The sequence below is a fragment of the Paenibacillus sp. Soil787 genome (assembly GCF_001429545.1).
Lineage (GTDB): Bacteria > Bacillota > Bacilli > Paenibacillales > NBRC-103111 > Paenibacillus_E.
On sequence record NZ_LMSP01000021.1, the window covers coordinates 19099 to 37369 of the forward strand.

The window sequence follows — 18271 nt, forward strand, 5'->3', positions numbered from 1 at the left end:
GTTTGTATTAGTCGATAACTTCGCCGGATTTTTTCGCGATACGAACTTTCGTTCCGTTATCCAATACTTTGTATCCTACGCGAGTAGGTTTGCCGCTCTTAGGATCAATTAGCATCACGTTAGAAACGTGGATTGCAGCTTCTTGATTCAAGATACCGCCTTGTGGATTTTGTTGAGATGGTTTCGCATGTTTCTTAACCATGTTTACACCTTCTACAAGCACACGGTTTTGACGAGGATAAGCAGCGATAACGCGACCCTTCTTACCTTTGTCTTTACCAGTGATTACAAAAACCGTATCGTCTTTTTTCACGTGCAGTTTATTGTTATGAGATTCTAATCTCTTTTTTAATCTTGGCATTAGCTTCTACACCTCCTGAGGTTTCCCGTTAGGAAAACAAACATCGTAACTGTTCTTAGATAACTTCTGGAGCCAAGGATACGATCTTCATGAAGTCTCTGTCACGAAGTTCGCGTGCAACTGGTCCAAAGATACGTGTACCACGTGGACTTTTATCTTCTTTCACGATAACAGCCGCATTCTCATCGAATGAGATATATGATCCGTCTTTACGGCGAGCACCGCTCTTCGTACGAACGATAACTGCTTTAACAACGTCACCTTTTTTGACAACGCCACCTGGTGTTGCTTCTTTTACTGAACAGACGATCAAATCACCAATGTGACCAACGCGACGACCAGTACCACCCAAAACGCGGATACACATTAATTGTTTCGCACCTGAGTTGTCAGCGACAGCCAAACGAGTAAATGGTTGAATCATCGTATTCCCTCCTTTCGGGGTTCATGTCTAGATTATTAGATAACAACGCCAACTTCAGTAATTTCAACCAGTCTCCAGCTTTTATCTTTGGATAATGGTCTAGTTTCACTGATTTTCACAGTGTCACCGATTTTAGCTTGGTTGTTTTCGTCATGCGCTTTAAACTTTTTCGTATATTTGATTCTCTTGTGATAGAGATCATGTTTTTTGTAAGTTTCGACAGCAACAACAATGGTTTTATCCATTTTATCACTGACAACTTTACCGATCAGAACTTTACGATCGTTACGTTCAGCCATCTAAGGAACCCTCCCTTCTAGATTTGGTTACCCAATCCCCAATTCTCTTTCACGCAAAATAGTCTTGGCACGAGCGATCTCTTTACGCAAATCACGAATTTGAGTCGGGTTGTCCAATTGACCAGTAGCTAGTTGAAAACGGAGGTTAAAGAGTTCTTCTTTAAAACCATTAACTTTTTGCTCAATTTCAGCAGTGGTTAAGTTCCGGAATTCACTACCCTTCATTTGCTTCACCGCCTACTTCTTCTCTTTTCACGAATTTCGTTTTGATTGGAAGCTTGTGAGCAGCAAGACGCATCGCTTCACGAGCGACCTCTTCACTTACACCAGCAAGTTCAAACAAAATTTTACCCGGTTTTACTACTGCTACCCATTTCTCCACGTTACCTTTACCACTACCCATACGGACTTCAAGCGGCTTTTGTGTAACTGGTTTAGCTGGGAAGATTTTAATCCAAACTTTACCGCCACGTTTGATGTAACGTGTCATGGCAATACGTGCTGCTTCGATTTGACGGTTGGATACCCAAGCCGGTTCTACCGCTTGCAGACCATATTCGCCAAAAGCTACTTCCGTACCGCCTTTAGCGCGACCTTTCATGTTACCGCGGTGTTCTTTACGGTGTTTTACACGTTTAGGTACTAACATGATTTAAATTCCTCCTTCCGGCTGAGCCTTTTTCTTAGCTGGCGGAAGCACTTCTCCACGATAAATCCATACTTTTACACCGATACGTCCATAAGTAGTGGCTGCTTCAGCAGTACCATAGTCGATATCCGCACGAAGCGTATGAAGTGGAACTGTTCCTTCGCTATATCCTTCCGTACGAGCGATCTCAGCACCGCCAAGACGTCCGCTAGTTGCTACTTTAATACCTTTAGCGCCGGATCTCATTGTTCTTTGCATAGCTTGTTTCATAGCACGACGGAATGAAACACGACGTTCCAATTGAAGTGCGATAGCTTCAGCTACGAGAATTGCATCAAGATCTGGGCTTTTGATTTCAGAAATGTTGATGTGAACTTTTTTATTGGACATACCAGCGATGTAGTTGCGAATAACTTCAACTTCAGCTCCGCCTTTACCAATAACCATTCCTGGTTTAGCAGTATGAATCGTAACGTTCACACGGTTAGCCGCGCGCTCGATATCGATATGGGAAACTGCTGAGTCTTTAAGTTTATTTTTTAAGTATTCGCGGATTTTGACGTCTTCAAGCAACAGAGTTCCGAAATCTTTCTCTGCGAACCATTTGGACTCCCAATCACGAATAATACCAATTCTAAAGCCTACCGGGTTTACTTTCTGACCCACACGTTATCCCTCCTTATTTTTCAGATACCACGATTGTGATGTGGCTGGTACGTTTTTTGATCGCGCTAGCGCGGCCCATTGCACGTTGTTGGAACCTTTTCATTGTAGGTCCTTGGTTAACAAACGTCTCAGATACCACTAATTTATTAGGATCTAATGAATAGTTATGCTCTGCATTGGCAATTGCGGAATTCAATAGTTTCTCCAGGATTGGAGAAGCTGCTTTAGGTGTGTGACGCAGAATCGCAATCGCTTCGCCTACCGCTTTTCCCCGAATCAAGTCAACAACTAGCTTTGCTTTACGAGGAGCAATCCGAGCGTGGTTCAATATTGCTTTAGCTTGCATGGTAGTACCTCCTCTCGGTTAAAAATGAAATTAACGTTTTCCGGTTTTCTTGTCGTCATCATGACCTTTGTAAGTACGAGTTGGTGCAAATTCACCAAGCTTGTGTCCAACCATATCTTCGGTTACATACACAGGCACGTGTTTTCTTCCATCATATACTCCGAAAGTGTGACCAACGAATTGCGGGTAAATCGTAGAACGACGGGACCACGTTTTGATAACCAGTTTTTTGCTGGAAGTGTTCAAGTCTTCTACTTTTTTCAGTAAGTATCCATCAATAAATGGACCCTTCTTTAAGCTGCGACCCATGGGTGTTCCTCCCTTCCTTGAACCTCAAGAAAATTCATATATCCGTGATAAATTGAACGTACATTGCGGTTCATTTTATCGTGATTACTTCGTACGGCGACGTACAATGTATTTATCGGAAGCTTTGCCTTTTTTACGAGTTTTGAAACCAAGCGTCGGTTTACCCCATGGTGACATAGGTGATTTACGTCCGATTGGTGCACGTCCTTCACCACCACCGTGTGGGTGGTCATTCGGGTTCATTACAACCCCACGAACTTGTGGACGATTGCCTTTCCAACGATTACGTCCCGCTTTACCGATTTTCACGAGCTCGTGATCTTCGTTACCAACAGAACCGATTGTTGCGCGGCAAACTTTAAGGACTTTACGAACTTCACCAGATGAAAGGCGAATAGTTACGTAAGTTTCTTCTTTACCAAGAAGTTGAGCTTCCGTACCGGCAGCGCGCACTAGTTGTGCACCTTTACCAGGCTTCAACTCGATGTTGTGGATAACTGTACCAACTGGAATGTTTTCCAATGGAAGAGCGTTACCTACTTTGATATCTGCTTGTGGTCCAGAAACGATACGATCGTCCACTTTAAGACCTTTAGGAGCGATGATGTATTTCTTCTCGCCATCCGCATAATGAATCAATGCGATGTTCGCGGAACGGTTAGGATCGTACTCAACTGTAGCAACGCGTCCTGGTATTCCATCTTTAGTACGTTTGAAATCGATAATACGGTATTTACGCTTATGTCCACCACCATGGTGACGAACCGTAATTTTACCTTGGTTGTTACGACCAGCATGCTTGAACAAAGGAGCAAGCAAGGATTTCTCCGGTGTTGATGTTGTGATTTCTTCAAAAGTAGAAACCGACATCGCACGTCGAGCTGGTGAGGTTGGTTTATATTTTTTAATTGGCACTCTGATTTCCTCCTTACTTCAAGAGATAGGGTTATACTGATTCAAAGAATTCCAATTCTTTGCTTTCTGCGCTTAGGGACACGATAGCTTTCTTCCAGATGGAAGTATAACCGGAGTGTTTGCCATAACGTTTAGGCTTAGCAGGCATTCTGAGTGTGTTTACATTTGTAACTTTTACTTTGAAGATAGCTTCAATAGCTTGTTTAATTTCTGTTTTGTTAGCGCGTAGATCCACTTCGAAAACATACTTTTTGTTAGCCATTAGGTCGCTTGTACGCTCAGTGATGATCGGGCGCTTGATAATGTCGCGTGGATTTTTCATTGTGCAAGCACCTCCTCAACTTTCTGTACAGCTTCTTGTGTAATGATCAATTTATCATACAACATGACATCAAGAACATTAACTCCATCAGCAGCAACAAATTTCACACCTGGGATATTACGAGCAGATAAAGCAACATTGGAGTCGTTAGCAACGCCTACAACTAATACTTTACGGTCTACTTTCAGGTTGTTCAAAATAGCTACGAAGTCTTTCGTTTTTGGAGCGTTCAATTGAAGCTGATCCAATACGATCAAGTTGTTATCGATAAGTTTCGAGGACAAAGCGGATTTGATCGCTAAGCGACGAACTTTTCTAGGCAATTTGAAACCATAGCTGCGAGGTGTCGGTCCGAATACGGTACCGCCGCCTTTCCACTGTGGAGCACGAATACTACCTTGACGCGCACGACCTGTACCTTTTTGTTTCCAAGGTTTACGACCACCGCCGCGAACTTCCGAACGACCTTTTGTTTTGTGTGTTCCTTGACGCACAGCTGCTTGTTGCAAAAGAACAGCTTCGTGAATCGCGTGAACGTGAGGCTCAATTCCGAAAACAACGTCAGACAGTTCAACTTCTCCTACCTGAGCACCTGTTACATTATATAAAGCTACTTTTGGCATCTGTCTTCCTCCTTTCTTACTTTTTCACAGCAGACTTCACGCTAACGTAGCTGTTTTTAGGACCCGGAATGGAACCTTTAACTAGCAATACATTACGCTCAGCATCTACTTTAATGATTTGAAGATTTTGCAAAGTTACTGTTTCGTTACCCATGTGCCCTGGCAATTTCTTACCTTTAGGTACGCGGTTTGCTTGAATGGAACCCATGGAACCTGGTCCGCGGTGATAACGTGATCCGTGAGCCATCGGGCCTGTGGATTGGTTATGTCTTTTGATGTTACCTTGGAAACCTTTACCTTTGGAAGTACCCGTTACATCAACGAATTCGCCCTCTGTGAACAGATCTGCTTTCAGTTCTTGACCAACTTCATAGTCACCCAACTGAATGCCACGAATTTCTTTAACGTAGCGCTTAGGCGTTGCCCCTGCTTTTTTCGCATGGCCAAGCTCTGGTTTAATGATTCTGCTAGCTTTAACATCATCAAAACCGATTTGGATCGACTCATATCCGTCGTTATCCACATCTTTCTTTTGCAGCACCACACATGGTCCCGCTTGAATGACAGTTACCGGAACTACATTACCCTCCGGAGTAAACAACTGTGTCATCCCAAGTTTTTTTCCTAAGATACCTTTCATCGTTGACACCTCATTTCCTTCCTAAACGTTCATTCTATAGTTGTTTTACAGTTTGATCTCGATGTCAACGCCAGACGGTAAGTCTAGACGCATCAAAGCATCAACTGTTTGTGGTGTTGGATTCACAATATCGATAAGACGCTTATGCGTACGCATTTCGAATTGCTCACGCGAATCCTTGTACTTGTGCACCGCACGAAGAATCGTGATGATTTGCTTCTCTGTCGGAAGCGGAATCGGACCGGATACACCTGCACCGGAACGCTTGGCAGTTTCCACGATTTTCTCAGCTGATTGATCAATAATTCTGTGATCATAAGCTTTCAAACGGATACGAATTTTTTGCTTTGCCATATAAGTCCCTCCTTCTATCGCCCAATTTAGTATCGGACATACTCCGCGAAAATTCTCCAACATCCTTCCCCATGGCAAAGGGGCCAGGTGTGTCGGCAACCTTTCGCATCATCGCAACGTCACAGACCAACGTTTTATATTATATAAAATTTGAAAACGAAATGCAAGCGAAATTTTAGGCAAATGCATAAAAAAAACACCCATCGCCTAAACGATGAGTGTTTCTTCTATTTATAGGTATTACTTTTGAATTGTTGCAACCGCGCCCGCACCAACTGTACGTCCGCCTTCACGAATCGCGAAGCGTGTTCCTTCTTCGATTGCGATTGGGTTGATCAGTTCAACAGTAACAGTGATGTTATCACCAGGCATAACCATCTCTGTACCTTCTGGAAGGGAGATGATACCCGTTACGTCAGTTGTACGGAAGTAGAACTGTGGACGGTAACCTGTGAAGAAAGGCTTATGACGGCCACCCTCTTCTTTAGTTAGAACGTAGATTTGTGCTGTGAAGTTCGTGTGTGGTTTAACTGAACCTGGTTTCGCAAGAACTTGTCCACGCTCGATATCTTTACGGTCTACACCACGAAGCAATGCTCCAATGTTGTCACCAGCTTGAGCGGAATCAAGCAATTTACGGAACATCTCTACACCAGTTACGATGCATTTACGAGTTTCTTCAGCGATACCAACGATTTCAACTTCTTCTTGTACTTTAACAGTACCACGCTCAACACGACCAGTTGCAACTGTTCCACGACCAGTGATTGAGAATACATCCTCAACTGGCATAAGGAAAGGCTTGTCAGTTTGACGCTCAGGAGTTGGGATATAAGTATCAACTTGTTCGAACAACTCGATGATTTTGTCAGCCCAAGGACCTTCTGGGTTAGCAAGAGCTTCACGAGCTGCACCGCGGATGATTGGAGTATCATCGCCTGGGAACTCATATTCGTTAAGAAGGTCGCGAACTTCCATCTCAACCAATTCAAGCAACTCTTCGTCTTCAACCATATCACATTTGTTAAGGAAAACTACGATGTAAGGTACGCCTACTTGACGGGAAAGAAGGATGTGCTCACGAGTTTGCGGCATAGGGCCGTCAGCTGCGGATACAACCAAGATCGCTCCGTCCATTTGAGCAGCACCAGTGATCATGTTTTTAACATAGTCAGCATGTCCAGGGCAGTCAACGTGTGCGTAGTGACGGTTAGGTGTTTCGTACTCAACGTGAGCTGTGGAGATTGTGATACCGCGCTCGCGCTCTTCTGGTGCTTTATCGATTTGGTCGAATGCTACTGCAGCTCCACCGTATCTTTTGGACAATACAGTTGTAATAGCAGCTGTCAAAGTTGTTTTACCATGGTCAACGTGACCGATAGTACCGATGTTAACATGCGGTTTGTTACGTTCAAATTTAGCCTTTGCCATTTTAAACGATTCCTCCTTAGAGTGACTAATAGTTTTATATTAAGCGCCTTTGCCTTTTGCAATGATTTCTTCTGCAATGGACTTAGGTACTTCTTCATAATGTGAAAGTTCCATGGAGTAAACACCACGGCCTTGTGTTCTTGAACGAAGTGTTGTGGAATATCCAAACATTTCGGACAAAGGCACCTTAGCACGGATGATTTGCGCGCCATGACGGTTATCCATACCTTCGATACGTCCACGACGGGAGTTAAGGTCACCCATAACATCGCCCATGTACTCTTCTGGTACAGTAACTTCAACCTTCATGATTGGCTCAAGAAGAACCGGTTTACATTTTTCTTTAGCAGCTTTAAGTGCCATGGAACCCGCGATTTTGAACGCCATTTCATTGGAGTCAACATCATGGTAAGAGCCATCGACAACTGTAGCTTTGATATCCACGAGCGGGAATCCTGCGATTACACCGTTTTTCATGGACTCTTCGATACCAGCTTGAATAGGTGCGATATATTCTCTTGGAATAGATCCGCCCACTACTTTGCTTTCGAAAATGAAACCTGTACCAGCTTCTTGAGGTTCAAACTCAACCCAACAATGTCCGTATTGACCACGACCACCGGATTGACGAACGAATTTACCCTCAACTTTAGCTGCTGCACGGAACGTTTCACGGTAAGCAACTTGTGGTTTACCTACATTGGTTTCTACTTTGAACTCGCGAAGCATACGGTCAACGAGGATCTCAAGGTGAAGCTCACCCATACCAGCGATGATCGTTTGTCCGGTTTCTTCGTCTGTGGAAGCACGGAAAGTCGGATCTTCTTCAGCAAGCTTTTGCAATGCGATACCCATTTTATCTTGGTCGGCTTTCGTCTTCGGTTCAACAGCAAGCTGGATAACCGGTTCAGGGAAGACCATTTTCTCAAGAATAACTGGATTTTTCTCATCACAAAGTGTATCACCAGTCGTTGTATCTTTCAATCCAACGGCCGCGGCGATGTCACCAGCGTATACAATGCTGATTTCTTGACGGCTGTTCGCATGCATTTGCAGGATACGACCAACGCGCTCACGCTTGCCTTTCGTTGCGTTAACAACGTAGGAACCGGAGTTCAAGGTACCAGAGTAAACACGGAAGAACGTTAGACGACCAACGAAAGGATCCGTCATGATTTTGAATGCAAGTGCTGAGAAAGGTTGATCATCAGCAGACTTACGAACCACTTCAGTACCGTCGTCAAGCACACCTTTAATGTCAGGTACATCAAGAGGTGATGGCAGGTAACTAATTACCGCATCCAACATCAATTGAACACCTTTGTTTCTGTAAGAAGACCCTACGATAACCGGGAAGATTTTCACTTCACAGACACCTTTACGCAGAGCTGCTTTGATTTCGTCAACAGAAATTTCTTCGCCTTCAAGATACTTCATTGTAAGCTCTTCATCGAGCTCAGCAACTTTCTCAATCAATTCCAAACGAAGTTCTGCAACTTGATCTTTGAACTCAGCAGGAATTTCGATTTTCTCGATATCCTTACCAAGATCGTCTTTGTACATATAAGCAACTTCATCAACCAAGTCAATGATGCCTTTGAATTCATTCTCAGCACCGATTGGAAGTTGAATAGCTACTGCATTTGCACCAAGTTTTTGACGCATCGATTCAACAACTTGCAAGAAGTCTGCACCGATGATGTCCATTTTGTTTACGTAAGCAATACGTGGAACGTTGTATTTATCAGCTTGTCTCCAAACTGTTTCCGATTGAGGCTCAACGCCCTCTTTCGCACTAAATACACCAACTGCTCCATCCAACACACGAAGGGAACGCTCTACCTCAACGGTAAAGTCAACGTGTCCCGGGGTATCAATAATATTGATGCGGTGACCTTCCCATTGCGCAGTTGTAGCGGCGGAAGTAATCGTGATTCCGCGCTCTTGTTCCTGTTCCATCCAGTCCATCGTAGCTGCACCTTCGTGCACTTCTCCGATTTTGTGAACTTTACCAGTATAGTAAAGAATGCGCTCTGTTGTTGTCGTTTTACCAGCATCGATATGAGCCATGATCCCGATATTACGTGTGTTTTTTAAGGAGAACTCTCTAGCCATAGGTCGTTATGTCTCCTTTCTGATATTAATTTAGAATTCTACCAACGATAGTGAGCGAATGCTTTATTAGCTTCAGCCATTTTGTGTGTATCTTCACGTTTCTTAACGGAAGAGCCTGTGCTGTTGCTAGCATCGATGATTTCATAAGCCAATCTTTCTTCCATCGTCTTCTCACCACGTAGACGTGAGTAGTTAACCAACCAACGCAAGCCTAATGTCGAACGACGATCAGGTCTTACTTCGATAGGTACTTGATAGTTTGCTCCACCAACACGGCGAGCTTTAACTTCTAGTACTGGCATAATGTTTTTGATTGCAGCTTCAAACACTTCCATCGGCTCTTTACCTGTACGATCTTTCACGAGGTTAAAAGCGTTGTATAGAATGGTTTGTGCTACCCCTCTTTTTCCATCAACCATAATGCGATTGATAAGACGAGTAACTAGTTTGCTATTATAAATTGGATCTGGCAATACGTCTCTGCGAGTAACTGGACCTTTACGAGGCATAGTTATCCCCCTTTCTTATAAGAATCATCCCTGATTATTATCTCTTATTTTTTAACTTTCGGACGTTTTGTACCGTATTTGGAACGGGATTGCTTGCGGTTGTTAACACCGGAAGTATCCAGCGCGCCACGCACGATGTGATAACGTACCCCTGGAAGATCTTTAATTCTACCTCCACGGATCAATACAACACTGTGTTCTTGCAGGTTGTGACCGATACCTGGAATGTAAGCTGTCACCTCTACGCGGTTCGTTAAACGAACACGTGCATATTTACGAAGTGCGGAGTTAGGCTTCTTAGGAGTCATAGTACCTACACGCGTGCAGACACCACGTTTTTGAGGTGCACTCAAATCCGTTGCTTCTCTTTTCAAAGCGTTAAAACCTTTTTGCAAAGCTGGTGATTTTGACTTATCCACCTTCGCTTGACGACCTTTACGTACTAGTTGGTTAATTGTTGGCATATCGCCACCTCCTCCCTACATTCATAACATGATGTTCTTCTTGCAAGCCCACAGATCCAGGCGAGTCATAAATGAGCAAAGAGAAAGTCCTTGCCATGGATAGCTGCAAAAAGTCACATGAACTTATATAAGCTATAGCCACTAACAAAAACATCTTTAGCGTTTATTCATTTACAACAGCTGCTACCGCAGCTCCAACTTCAATTCCACATGCTTTACCTAGCATTTTCATAGAATCTACATAGGTAACAGGTACACCCTTCTGCGTACAGAGAGTTACCAGATTTATCGTCAATCGCGGATCTGCATCTTTGGAAACAAAAACTTCGACTGCCTTACCTTGTTCGACTATTTTTGTAACTTTCTTCGTACCTACACTTATATTCTTCGCCTGTTTGACTTTATCATAAGACATAAGGCACCCCCTTCAAAGAAAAGGAAAGAATATCGACTTAGGCACACTACGATATATTAGCACTTTGAACTTCGGGTGTCAAGGAATAATCTCTAATATTTTATTATTCTTACTAGATTAGCAAATGTAAATCAAAAGGGACAGCCTCCTTCATTGTGAAGTGGCTATCCCTCATGATTACATAGTTAATCTATTCAACAGTGACAGTCTCTTTTTCAAGGTCCTCGTCTTGTACAAGCACTTCGTTCGGATCCGTAATGCGGATATTCCGGTAACGAGGCATACCTGTACCTGCAGGAATAAGTTTACCGATAATAACGTTCTCCTTAAGACCAAGTAGTTGGTCAACTTTTCCTTTAATCGCTGCATCTGTCAAGACACGTGTCGTTTCTTGGAAAGACGCTGCAGATAGGAAGGAATCGGTCTCTAGGGACGCTTTCGTAATACCGAGCAAGATAGGTCTTGCAACAGCAGGCTCGCTACCAGCGAACAAGGCAACTTTATTGGCTGCTTCATATTCATGAATGTCTACGAAGGAACCAGGAAGAAGCGTTGTATCTCCAGCGTCTACGATACGGATTTTCCGCAGCATTTGACGAACCATAACTTCGATATGTTTATCGTTAATTTCTACCCCTTGGTTACGATAAACGCGTTGAACCTCTTGCAGAATGTAGTTCTGCACACCGCGGATACCTTTGATACGGAGCATTTCCTTCGGATCGATAGAACCGTCAGTCAACTCGTCTCCAGCTTCCACTTGTTGATTCAATGAAACACGTACACGTGAACCGTAAGGAACAGCATAAACCTTGGATTCCGCTTCCCCTTGGACTTCGATTTCACGACGGTCCTTAGCTTCACGGATTTCTTTAACTGTACCATCGATTTCGGAAATGATCGCTTGACCTTTCGGATTCCGAGCTTCAAAGAGCTCTTGAATACGCGGCAAACCTTGCGTAATATCATCTCCGGCAACACCGCCGGTATGGAACGTACGCATCGTCAACTGTGTTCCTGGCTCACCAATGGATTGAGCAGCGATAATACCAACCGCTTCTCCAACCTCAACAAATTGGCCAGTAGCTAAGTTACGACCATAACATTTCTTACATACACCATGATTGGTGCGGCAGCTAAGAACAGAACGAATTTGAAGTTTCTCGATACCAGCTTCAATAATTGTATCTGCAATACCCGATTCGATGAGCTCATTGCGTTGAACAATAACTTCACCTGTTTTAGGATGACGAAGGGTTTCATAAGCATAACGGCCCTCAATACGGTCATAGAGATCTTCAATAACCTCTTTACCATCTTGAATTTTGCTAACCATGAAGCCTTTATCTGTTCCACAATCATCTTCGCGAACAATTACATCTTGTGCAACGTCAACGAGTCGACGAGTCAAGTACCCTGAATCCGCTGTACGAAGTGCTGTATCGGCAAGACCTTTACGCGCTCCATGCGTGGAAATAAAGTACTCCAAGATCGTTAAGCCTTCACGGAAGTTCGATTTAATCGGCAACTCCATAATTTTACCGGATGGATTCGCCATCAAACCACGCATACCGCCAAGCTGTGTAATCTGGGATTTATTACCCCGCGCTTTGGATTCAACCATCATGCTAATAGAGTTGTATTTATCAAGGGATTTCATCAAAATATCTGTGATTTCATCCTTCGCTTTACTCCAGATCGCAATAACACGGTCATAACGCTCTTCATCTGTAATCAAACCACGACGGTATTGGTTCGTAACTACGCGTACTTTCTCTTCACATTCTTTGAGAATGGCTACTTTTTCAGTAGGAACAACAACGTCAGAGACAGCTACGGTAATACCCGCTTTGGTGGAGTACGTGAATCCAAGCTCTTTGATTTTATCAAGGATCATGGACGTTTGAGTTGTGTGGTATTTACGGAAACACTCAGCAATAATAGAACCGAGATATTCTTTACCTACCGCTTTGTTCTCATCACGTTCCAACATAATTGCTCTAAGATCAGCACCTTTTTCGAAAACAAAGTGAGTATCAGGAATCCCGCTCAGCAGGTTCGTTTTGGTTGGTTCATTAATGAATGGGAAGTCGCTAGGGAAAATCTCATTCATAATGATTTTACCGATCGTTGTGATCAAGATTGCATTTTGTTGTTTCTCAGTGAAACTAACTTTGTTCAATGCTCTTGCAGGAATAGCAACCCGTGCGTGCAGGGCCATTTTGCCCGATTGGTAAGAAGAAACTGCTTCATGCACCGTTCTAATAATAGAACCAGCACCTTTAGCGAATTTGTTGTCTGTTGTTAAATAGAAGCTTCCCAGAACCATATCCTGTGAAGGCGTAACAACAGGCTTACCGTCTTTCGGATTCAAGATGTTACCTGACGCCAGCATGAGCAAGCGAGCTTCAGCTTGAGCTTCAGAAGACAATGGTACGTGAACGGCCATTTGGTCACCGTCGAAGTCAGCGTTGTAAGCTGTACAAACGAGCGGATGAAGTTTAATAGCACGGCCTTCAACCAGAATCGGTTCAAAAGCTTGAATACCAAGTCTATGCAGCGTAGGGGCACGGTTCAGAAGAACCGGGTGCTCCTTGATGACTTCTTCAAGAACATCCCAAACATCTGGACTTACGCGCTCAACTTTACGTTTTGCACTTTTGATGTTATGGGCCAAACCTTTATTCACAAGCTCTTTCATCACGAAAGGCTTGAACAACTCAAGCGCCATTTCCTTCGGAAGACCACATTGGTACATCTTCAGGTTAGGTCCTACAACGATAACGGAACGACCGGAGTAGTCAACACGTTTACCGAGCAAGTTCTGACGGAAACGACCTTGTTTACCTTTCAGCATATGGCTGAGAGATTTCAAAGGACGGTTACCTGGACCTGTTACCGGACGGCCGCGACGACCGTTATCAATAAGAGCGTCAACCGCCTCTTGCAGCATCCGTTTCTCATTTTGAACAATGATGTCAGGAGCTCCTAGGTCGAGCAATCTTTTTAAACGGTTGTTACGGTTGATAACGCGGCGATATAGATCATTCAAGTCAGAAGTCGCGAAGCGGCCACCATCAAGCTGTACCATTGGACGAAGCTCCGGAGGGATGACAGGAAGTACATCCAGTACCATCCATCCAGGCAAGTTCTTCGAGTTACGGAAAGCTTCCATAACTTCAAGACGCTTAATCGCGCGGTTACGGCGTTGACCTTGTGCTGTTTTGAGTTCTTCTTTGAGAGTATCTACTTCACGCTCGATATCAATATCGATCAGAAGCTTTTTAACGGCTTCCGCACCCATTCCCGCTTGGAAAGCATAACCGTACTTCTCGCGATAGCTCCGGTATTCTTTCTCGGAAAGCAGTTGTTTCTTCTCCAAAGGTGTATCCCCTGGATCTGTTACCACATAGGAAGCGAAGTAGATAATTTCCTCCAACGATCTTGGAGACATATCTAACGCAAGCCCCATACGGCTTGGAATACCTTTGAAGTACCAAATGTGAGATACCGGAGCGGCAAGTTCAATATGACCCATGCGCTCACGACGTACCTTTTGACGTGTTACTTCAACGCCACAACGGTCACAAACTACGCCTTTATAACGGACTCGTTTGTATTTACCGCAATGACATTCCCAATCTTTGGTAGGCCCGAAGATCTTTTCGCAGAAAAGACCTTCTTTCTCAGGCTTTAAGGTTCTGTAGTTAATCGTTTCCGGCTTCTTTACTTCCCCACGGGACCAAGAGCGAATTTTATCGGGTGATGCCAAGCCGATTTTCATAAACTCGAAGTTGTTAACGTCCATCAAGGAGCAACCCTCCTTTAAGAATTTAAACCCACTATGCAGTGAATCGTTCTCGATCTATTGTGGTGTTCTTTATTCGTTGACTCCCAATTCAGAGCCCTCTAAGTTTAGGTTTAATTTATCGCTAGTGACTTCGTCGTCATCGTCGGCTTCTCTCATTTCGATCTCTTCTTCGTCGCCGGAGAGGATTTTAACATCCATACCTAAGCTTTGAAGCTCTTTGATCAAAACTTTGAATGATTCCGGAACACCTGGTTCTGGAACATTCTCGCCTTTTACGATAGACTCGTATGTCTTCACACGGCCTACAACGTCATCGGATTTCACAGTAAGAATTTCTTGCAGTGTATAAGCAGCTCCATAAGCCTCGAGTGCCCATACCTCCATCTCCCCGAAACGTTGTCCACCGAACTGCGCTTTACCACCCAGCGGCTGCTGAGTAACAAGGGAGTAAGGTCCTGTGGAACGGGCATGGATTTTATCATCAACCATGTGCGCCAATTTGATCATGTACATGACGCCGACGGTAACTTCACGTTCGAACGATTCCCCTGTACGACCATCGTACAGAATCGTTTTACCGCTACGCTGCATACCTGCTTCTTCCATCGCATCGAACACGTCATACTCACGCGCTCCATCGAATACTGGCGTTGCAGCATGGATACCCAGGTACTTGGAAGCCATACCTAAGTGAACTTCAAGTACTTGACCGATGTTCATCCGTGAAGGAACCCCAAGTGGATTCAATACAACTTCAACTGGCGTACCATCTGGAAGGAAAGGCATATCTTCTTCAGGAAGAATACGTGCTACGACCCCTTTGTTACCGTGACGTCCCGCCATTTTATCGCCCTCGGAAATTTTCCGTTTCTGTGCGATATAGACACGAACGAGTTGGTTCACACCAGGAGGCAGCTCATCGCCGTTCTCACGTGTAAATACTTTCACATCAACAACGATACCGTCTGTACCATGCGGTACGCGAAGGGATGTATCACGAACTTCACGAGCCTTCTCACCGAAGATCGCATGCAGCAATCTTTCTTCCGCTGTCAGCTCGGTTACACCTTTAGGTGTTACTTTACCAACAAGGATATCGCCTGCGCCGATTTCGGCACCGACACGGATAATACCGCGCTCGTCAAGATTTTTCAATGCATCTTCCCCAACGTTCGGGATATCGCGTGTGATTTCTTCAGGTCCCAGCTTCGTATCACGAGCTTCGGACTCGTATTCCTCGATGTGAATAGAAGTGTATACATCTTCTTTCACAAGCTTTTGGCTAAGCAAGATCGCATCCTCGTAGTTGTAACCTTCCCAAGTCATGAAGGCTACGACAACGTTGCGTCCAAGTGCCAATTCACCTTGTTCTGTTGAAGGTCCGTCTGCAAGAATATCACCCGTTTTAACCAATTGGCCTTTTTTGACAATTGGACGTTGATTGATGCATGTACCTTGGTTAGAACGCATGAATTTGTGGAGTTTATATTTGACGATGTTGCCGCTAACCAGTTTGCCATCGACCATTTCTTGGCGACGCAGCCAGATTTCATTCGCAGCAGCTTTCTCAATAATTCCATCGAATTTGGAGACAATACATACTCCTGAGTCTTTGGCGACCTTATGCTCCATACCCGTTCCTACAAGAGGTGCTTTCGGGATCAAAAGCGGAACCGCTTGTCGCTGCATGTTTGAACCCATAAGCGCACGGTTGGAGTCATCATTTTCAAGGAACGGAATTAACGCCGTTGCCACGGAAACAACTTGCTTCGGAGAAACGTCCATGTAATCGACACGTTCAACCGGAAGTGTTAAGTTGTCATCCTTATAACGAACGATAATAGCATCTTCAACGAATTTATTATCTTCCGTCAATTGTGCATTCGCCTGAGCGATAACATAGTTATCCTCTTCGTCTGCTGTCAGGTAAGCGATTTGGTCGGTTACAAGTCCTGACTTCGGATCTACCCAACGATACGGCGCCTCAATGAAGCCATACTCATTAATACGGGCAAACGTAGACAAGGAGTTGATCAAACCAATGTTCGGTCCCTCTGGCGTCTCAATTGGACACATACGGCCATAGTGAGAGTGATGCACGTCACGAACTTCCATACCTGCGCGCTCTCTCGTCAAACCGCCGGGTCCTAGTGCAGACAGACGTCTTTTGTGCGTCAATTCAGCAAGCGGATTCGTTTGGTCCATAAACTGAGATAGCTGAGAGCTACCGAAGAACTCTTTGATCGACGCGATAACAGGACGAATGTTGATTAAGGCTTGCGGTGTAATCACATTCGCATCTTGAATCGACATACGCTCACGAACAACACGTTCCATACGGGAAAGACCAATGCGGAATTGATTTTGCAGCAATTCACCTACAGAACGAAGTCTACGGTTACCCAAGTGGTCAATATCATCCGTATTTCCGATACCGTGAAGCAAATTGATGAAATAGTTAATAGATGAAATAATATCGGCAGGCGTGATGTTTTTGACAGTTTTATCAATAACACCGTTAGAGATAACTTTAACGACCTTGCCTTCTTCTGTTGGTGAATAAACATTGATGCACTGAACTGGAATTGTATCCGCGCCCGTTACACCTTTTGGAATCGTAAATTCTTGATATCCTGCACCTTTTTCAATAAAAGGAAGGATTTCATCTAATACACGACGATCAAGCAATTGTCCAGCTTCTGCAATGATTTCTCCAGTCTCGGAGTCCACAAGTGTTTCAGCCAAACGTTGATTGAACAATCTATTTTTGATGTGAAGTTTTTTGTTGATTTTGTAGCGACCTACATTGGCCAAATCATAACGCTTCGGATCAAAGAAACGAGCAACGATCAAGCTTCTAGCATTATCTAGCGTAGGAGGCTCACCCGGACGAAGACGCTCATAGATTTCGATTAACGCTTTTTCCGTAGAATCAGTGTTATCTTTATCGAGCGTATTACGGATGTATTCATTATCACCGAGCAAATCCAAAATCTCAGCATCTGTACCAAATCCTAAGGAACGAAGAAGGACAGTTACTGGAATTTTACGCGTGCGGTCGATACGAACATAGATGATATCTTTCGCATCAGTCTCAAGCTCTAGCCACGCACCACGGTTCGGAATGACGGTTGCGGTATATGTTTTTTTGCCGTTTTTATCCACTTTCGTGCTATAATAAACACTGGGTGAACGAACGAGCTGGGAGACGATTACACGCTCCGCACCGTTAATAATGAACGTTCCCGTGTCAGTCATGATAGGGAAATCCCCCATGAACACTTCTTGTTCTTTGACCTCACCGGTTTCCTTATTAATCAAACGGACTTTGACTCTTAACGGCGCCGCATAGGTTACGTCGCGTTCTTTGGATTCATCAACTGAATACTTAGGCTCGCCTAAGCTATAGTCAATAAACTCCAGTACTAGGTTGCCTGTAAAATCCTGAATCGGAGAGATATCCTGAAACATCTCGCGAAGTCCTTCTTCCAAAAACCACTCATACGATTTTTGCTGGATTTCAATCAGGTTTGGAATGCCCAGCACCTCATTAATTCGTGCATAAGTCCTGCGTTTACGTCGTCCAAATTGAACAAGATGTCCCGCCAACTTTCATTC

The 18271-nt window shown here is 44.1% G+C and carries 20 protein-coding genes; all 20 read right to left on the minus strand.

The features are described from left to right. Nucleotides 1–7: 7 nt before the first annotated feature. Nucleotides 8–361, minus strand: coding sequence for a 50S ribosomal protein L24 (gene rplX, locus ASG93_RS18800; RefSeq protein ID WP_079418006.1), 354 nt, complete (start codon nucleotides 359–361; stop codon nucleotides 8–10). A 55-nt stretch (nucleotides 362–416) separates the two neighbouring features. Further along, nucleotides 417–785: a 50S ribosomal protein L14 gene (gene rplN / locus ASG93_RS18805; protein ID WP_028557485.1), complete on the minus strand. Its 369-nt coding sequence runs from the start codon at nucleotides 783–785 to the stop codon at nucleotides 417–419. Nucleotides 786–820: 35 nt separating this feature from the next. Then, nucleotides 821–1084 (minus strand): 30S ribosomal protein S17, encoded by a 264-nt coding sequence (gene rpsQ, locus ASG93_RS18810; RefSeq protein WP_029196458.1) that lies wholly within the window; start codon nucleotides 1082–1084, stop codon nucleotides 821–823. Nucleotides 1085–1111: 27 nt separating this feature from the next. Beyond that, entirely contained in the window at nucleotides 1112–1309 is a 198-nt protein-coding gene (rpmC, locus tag ASG93_RS18815) for a 50S ribosomal protein L29 (RefSeq protein ID WP_028557487.1), read from the minus strand. Then, nucleotides 1299–1733 (minus strand): 50S ribosomal protein L16, encoded by a 435-nt coding sequence (gene rplP, locus ASG93_RS18820; RefSeq protein WP_029196459.1) that lies wholly within the window; start codon nucleotides 1731–1733, stop codon nucleotides 1299–1301. Before rplP ends, rpmC begins: the two co-directional genes overlap by 11 nt. A gap of 3 nt (nucleotides 1734–1736) precedes the next feature. After that, entirely contained in the window at nucleotides 1737–2399 is a 663-nt protein-coding gene (rpsC, locus tag ASG93_RS18825) for a 30S ribosomal protein S3 (protein ID WP_029196460.1), read from the minus strand. Between the two features lie 13 nt (nucleotides 2400–2412). Continuing rightward, nucleotides 2413–2745, minus strand: coding sequence for a 50S ribosomal protein L22 (rplV, locus tag ASG93_RS18830; protein WP_028557490.1), 333 nt, complete (start codon nucleotides 2743–2745; stop codon nucleotides 2413–2415). 30 nt (nucleotides 2746–2775) lie between these two features. After that, nucleotides 2776–3054 carry a 30S ribosomal protein S19 gene (gene rpsS / locus ASG93_RS18835; protein WP_029196461.1) on the minus strand — a complete coding sequence of 93 codons (279 nt, stop codon included), beginning with the start codon at nucleotides 3052–3054 and terminating at the stop codon, nucleotides 2776–2778. A gap of 84 nt (nucleotides 3055–3138) precedes the next feature. Further along, a complete protein-coding gene (rplB, locus tag ASG93_RS18840; RefSeq protein ID WP_028557492.1) occupies nucleotides 3139–3969 on the minus strand; it encodes a 50S ribosomal protein L2 in 831 nt (276 codons plus the stop codon). Between the two features lie 31 nt (nucleotides 3970–4000). After that, nucleotides 4001–4291 (minus strand): 50S ribosomal protein L23, encoded by a 291-nt coding sequence (gene rplW / locus ASG93_RS18845; RefSeq protein ID WP_028557493.1) that lies wholly within the window; start codon nucleotides 4289–4291, stop codon nucleotides 4001–4003. Continuing rightward, nucleotides 4288–4914, minus strand: coding sequence for a 50S ribosomal protein L4 (gene rplD / locus ASG93_RS18850; protein ID WP_029196462.1), 627 nt, complete (start codon nucleotides 4912–4914; stop codon nucleotides 4288–4290). Before rplD ends, rplW begins: the two co-directional genes overlap by 4 nt. Before the next feature lie 16 nt (nucleotides 4915–4930). Beyond that, nucleotides 4931–5554, minus strand: coding sequence for a 50S ribosomal protein L3 (gene rplC / locus ASG93_RS18855; RefSeq protein WP_029196463.1), 624 nt, complete (start codon nucleotides 5552–5554; stop codon nucleotides 4931–4933). Nucleotides 5555–5599: 45 nt separating this feature from the next. After that, entirely contained in the window at nucleotides 5600–5908 is a 309-nt protein-coding gene (gene rpsJ / locus ASG93_RS18860; RefSeq protein ID WP_028557496.1) for a 30S ribosomal protein S10, read from the minus strand. 240 nt (nucleotides 5909–6148) lie between these two features. Then, entirely contained in the window at nucleotides 6149–7339 is a 1191-nt protein-coding gene (tuf, locus tag ASG93_RS18865) for an elongation factor Tu (protein ID WP_047683193.1), read from the minus strand. Nucleotides 7340–7378: 39 nt separating this feature from the next. Then, the gene (gene fusA / locus ASG93_RS18870) at nucleotides 7379–9454 is read right to left on the minus strand and encodes an elongation factor G (RefSeq protein ID WP_056834176.1); all 2076 of its coding nucleotides are present in this window, start codon (nucleotides 9452–9454) and stop codon (nucleotides 7379–7381) included. Between the two features lie 38 nt (nucleotides 9455–9492). Next, nucleotides 9493–9963, minus strand: coding sequence for a 30S ribosomal protein S7 (gene rpsG, locus ASG93_RS18875; protein ID WP_028557499.1), 471 nt, complete (start codon nucleotides 9961–9963; stop codon nucleotides 9493–9495). Nucleotides 9964–10007: 44 nt separating this feature from the next. After that, complete coding sequence (gene rpsL, locus ASG93_RS18880; protein WP_028557500.1) at nucleotides 10008–10427, minus strand: 30S ribosomal protein S12; 420 nt, start codon at nucleotides 10425–10427, stop codon at nucleotides 10008–10010. 163 nt (nucleotides 10428–10590) lie between these two features. Further along, the gene (locus ASG93_RS18885; protein WP_056834178.1) at nucleotides 10591–10842 is read right to left on the minus strand and encodes a ribosomal L7Ae/L30e/S12e/Gadd45 family protein; all 252 of its coding nucleotides are present in this window, start codon (nucleotides 10840–10842) and stop codon (nucleotides 10591–10593) included. A 190-nt stretch (nucleotides 10843–11032) separates the two neighbouring features. Continuing rightward, entirely contained in the window at nucleotides 11033–14653 is a 3621-nt protein-coding gene (gene rpoC, locus ASG93_RS18890) for a DNA-directed RNA polymerase subunit beta' (protein WP_056834180.1), read from the minus strand. Nucleotides 14654–14722: 69 nt separating this feature from the next. Further along, nucleotides 14723–18262: a DNA-directed RNA polymerase subunit beta gene (gene rpoB / locus ASG93_RS18895; protein WP_056834182.1), complete on the minus strand. Its 3540-nt coding sequence runs from the start codon at nucleotides 18260–18262 to the stop codon at nucleotides 14723–14725. Between the last annotated feature and the right edge of the window lie 9 nt (nucleotides 18263–18271).

Bases quoted from the DNA above. Each gene is read 5' to 3' on its own strand.
- rpsL (WP_028557500.1), bottom strand. From the start codon at position 10,427: ATGCCAACAATTAACCAACTAGTACGTAAAGGTCGTCAAGCGAAGGTG.
- rplD (WP_029196462.1), bottom strand. From the start codon at position 4,914: ATGCCAAAAGTAGCTTTATATAATGTAACAGGTGCTCAGGTAGGAGAA.
- rpsS (WP_029196461.1), bottom strand. From the start codon at position 3,054: ATGGGTCGCAGCTTAAAGAAGGGTCCATTTATTGATGGATACTTACTG.
- rplW (WP_028557493.1), bottom strand. From the start codon at position 4,291: ATGAAAAATCCACGCGACATTATCAAGCGCCCGATCATCACTGAGCGT.
- rpsJ (WP_028557496.1), bottom strand. From the start codon at position 5,908: ATGGCAAAGCAAAAAATTCGTATCCGTTTGAAAGCTTATGATCACAGA.
- rplC (WP_029196463.1), bottom strand. From the start codon at position 5,554: ATGAAAGGTATCTTAGGAAAAAAACTTGGGATGACACAGTTGTTTACT.
- rplN (WP_028557485.1), bottom strand. From the start codon at position 785: ATGATTCAACCATTTACTCGTTTGGCTGTCGCTGACAACTCAGGTGCG.
- fusA (WP_056834176.1), bottom strand. From the start codon at position 9,454: ATGGCTAGAGAGTTCTCCTTAAAAAACACACGTAATATCGGGATCATG.
- rpmC (WP_028557487.1), bottom strand. From the start codon at position 1,309: ATGAAGGGTAGTGAATTCCGGAACTTAACCACTGCTGAAATTGAGCAA.
- ASG93_RS18885 (WP_056834178.1), bottom strand. From the start codon at position 10,842: ATGTCTTATGATAAAGTCAAACAGGCGAAGAATATAAGTGTAGGTACG.
- rplV (WP_028557490.1), bottom strand. From the start codon at position 2,745: ATGCAAGCTAAAGCAATATTGAACCACGCTCGGATTGCTCCTCGTAAA.
- tuf (WP_047683193.1), bottom strand. From the start codon at position 7,339: ATGGCAAAGGCTAAATTTGAACGTAACAAACCGCATGTTAACATCGGT.
- rplP (WP_029196459.1), bottom strand. From the start codon at position 1,733: ATGTTAGTACCTAAACGTGTAAAACACCGTAAAGAACACCGCGGTAAC.
- rplX (WP_079418006.1), bottom strand. From the start codon at position 361: ATGCCAAGATTAAAAAAGAGATTAGAATCTCATAACAATAAACTGCAC.
- rpsG (WP_028557499.1), bottom strand. From the start codon at position 9,963: ATGCCTCGTAAAGGTCCAGTTACTCGCAGAGACGTATTGCCAGATCCA.
- rpsQ (WP_029196458.1), bottom strand. From the start codon at position 1,084: ATGGCTGAACGTAACGATCGTAAAGTTCTGATCGGTAAAGTTGTCAGT.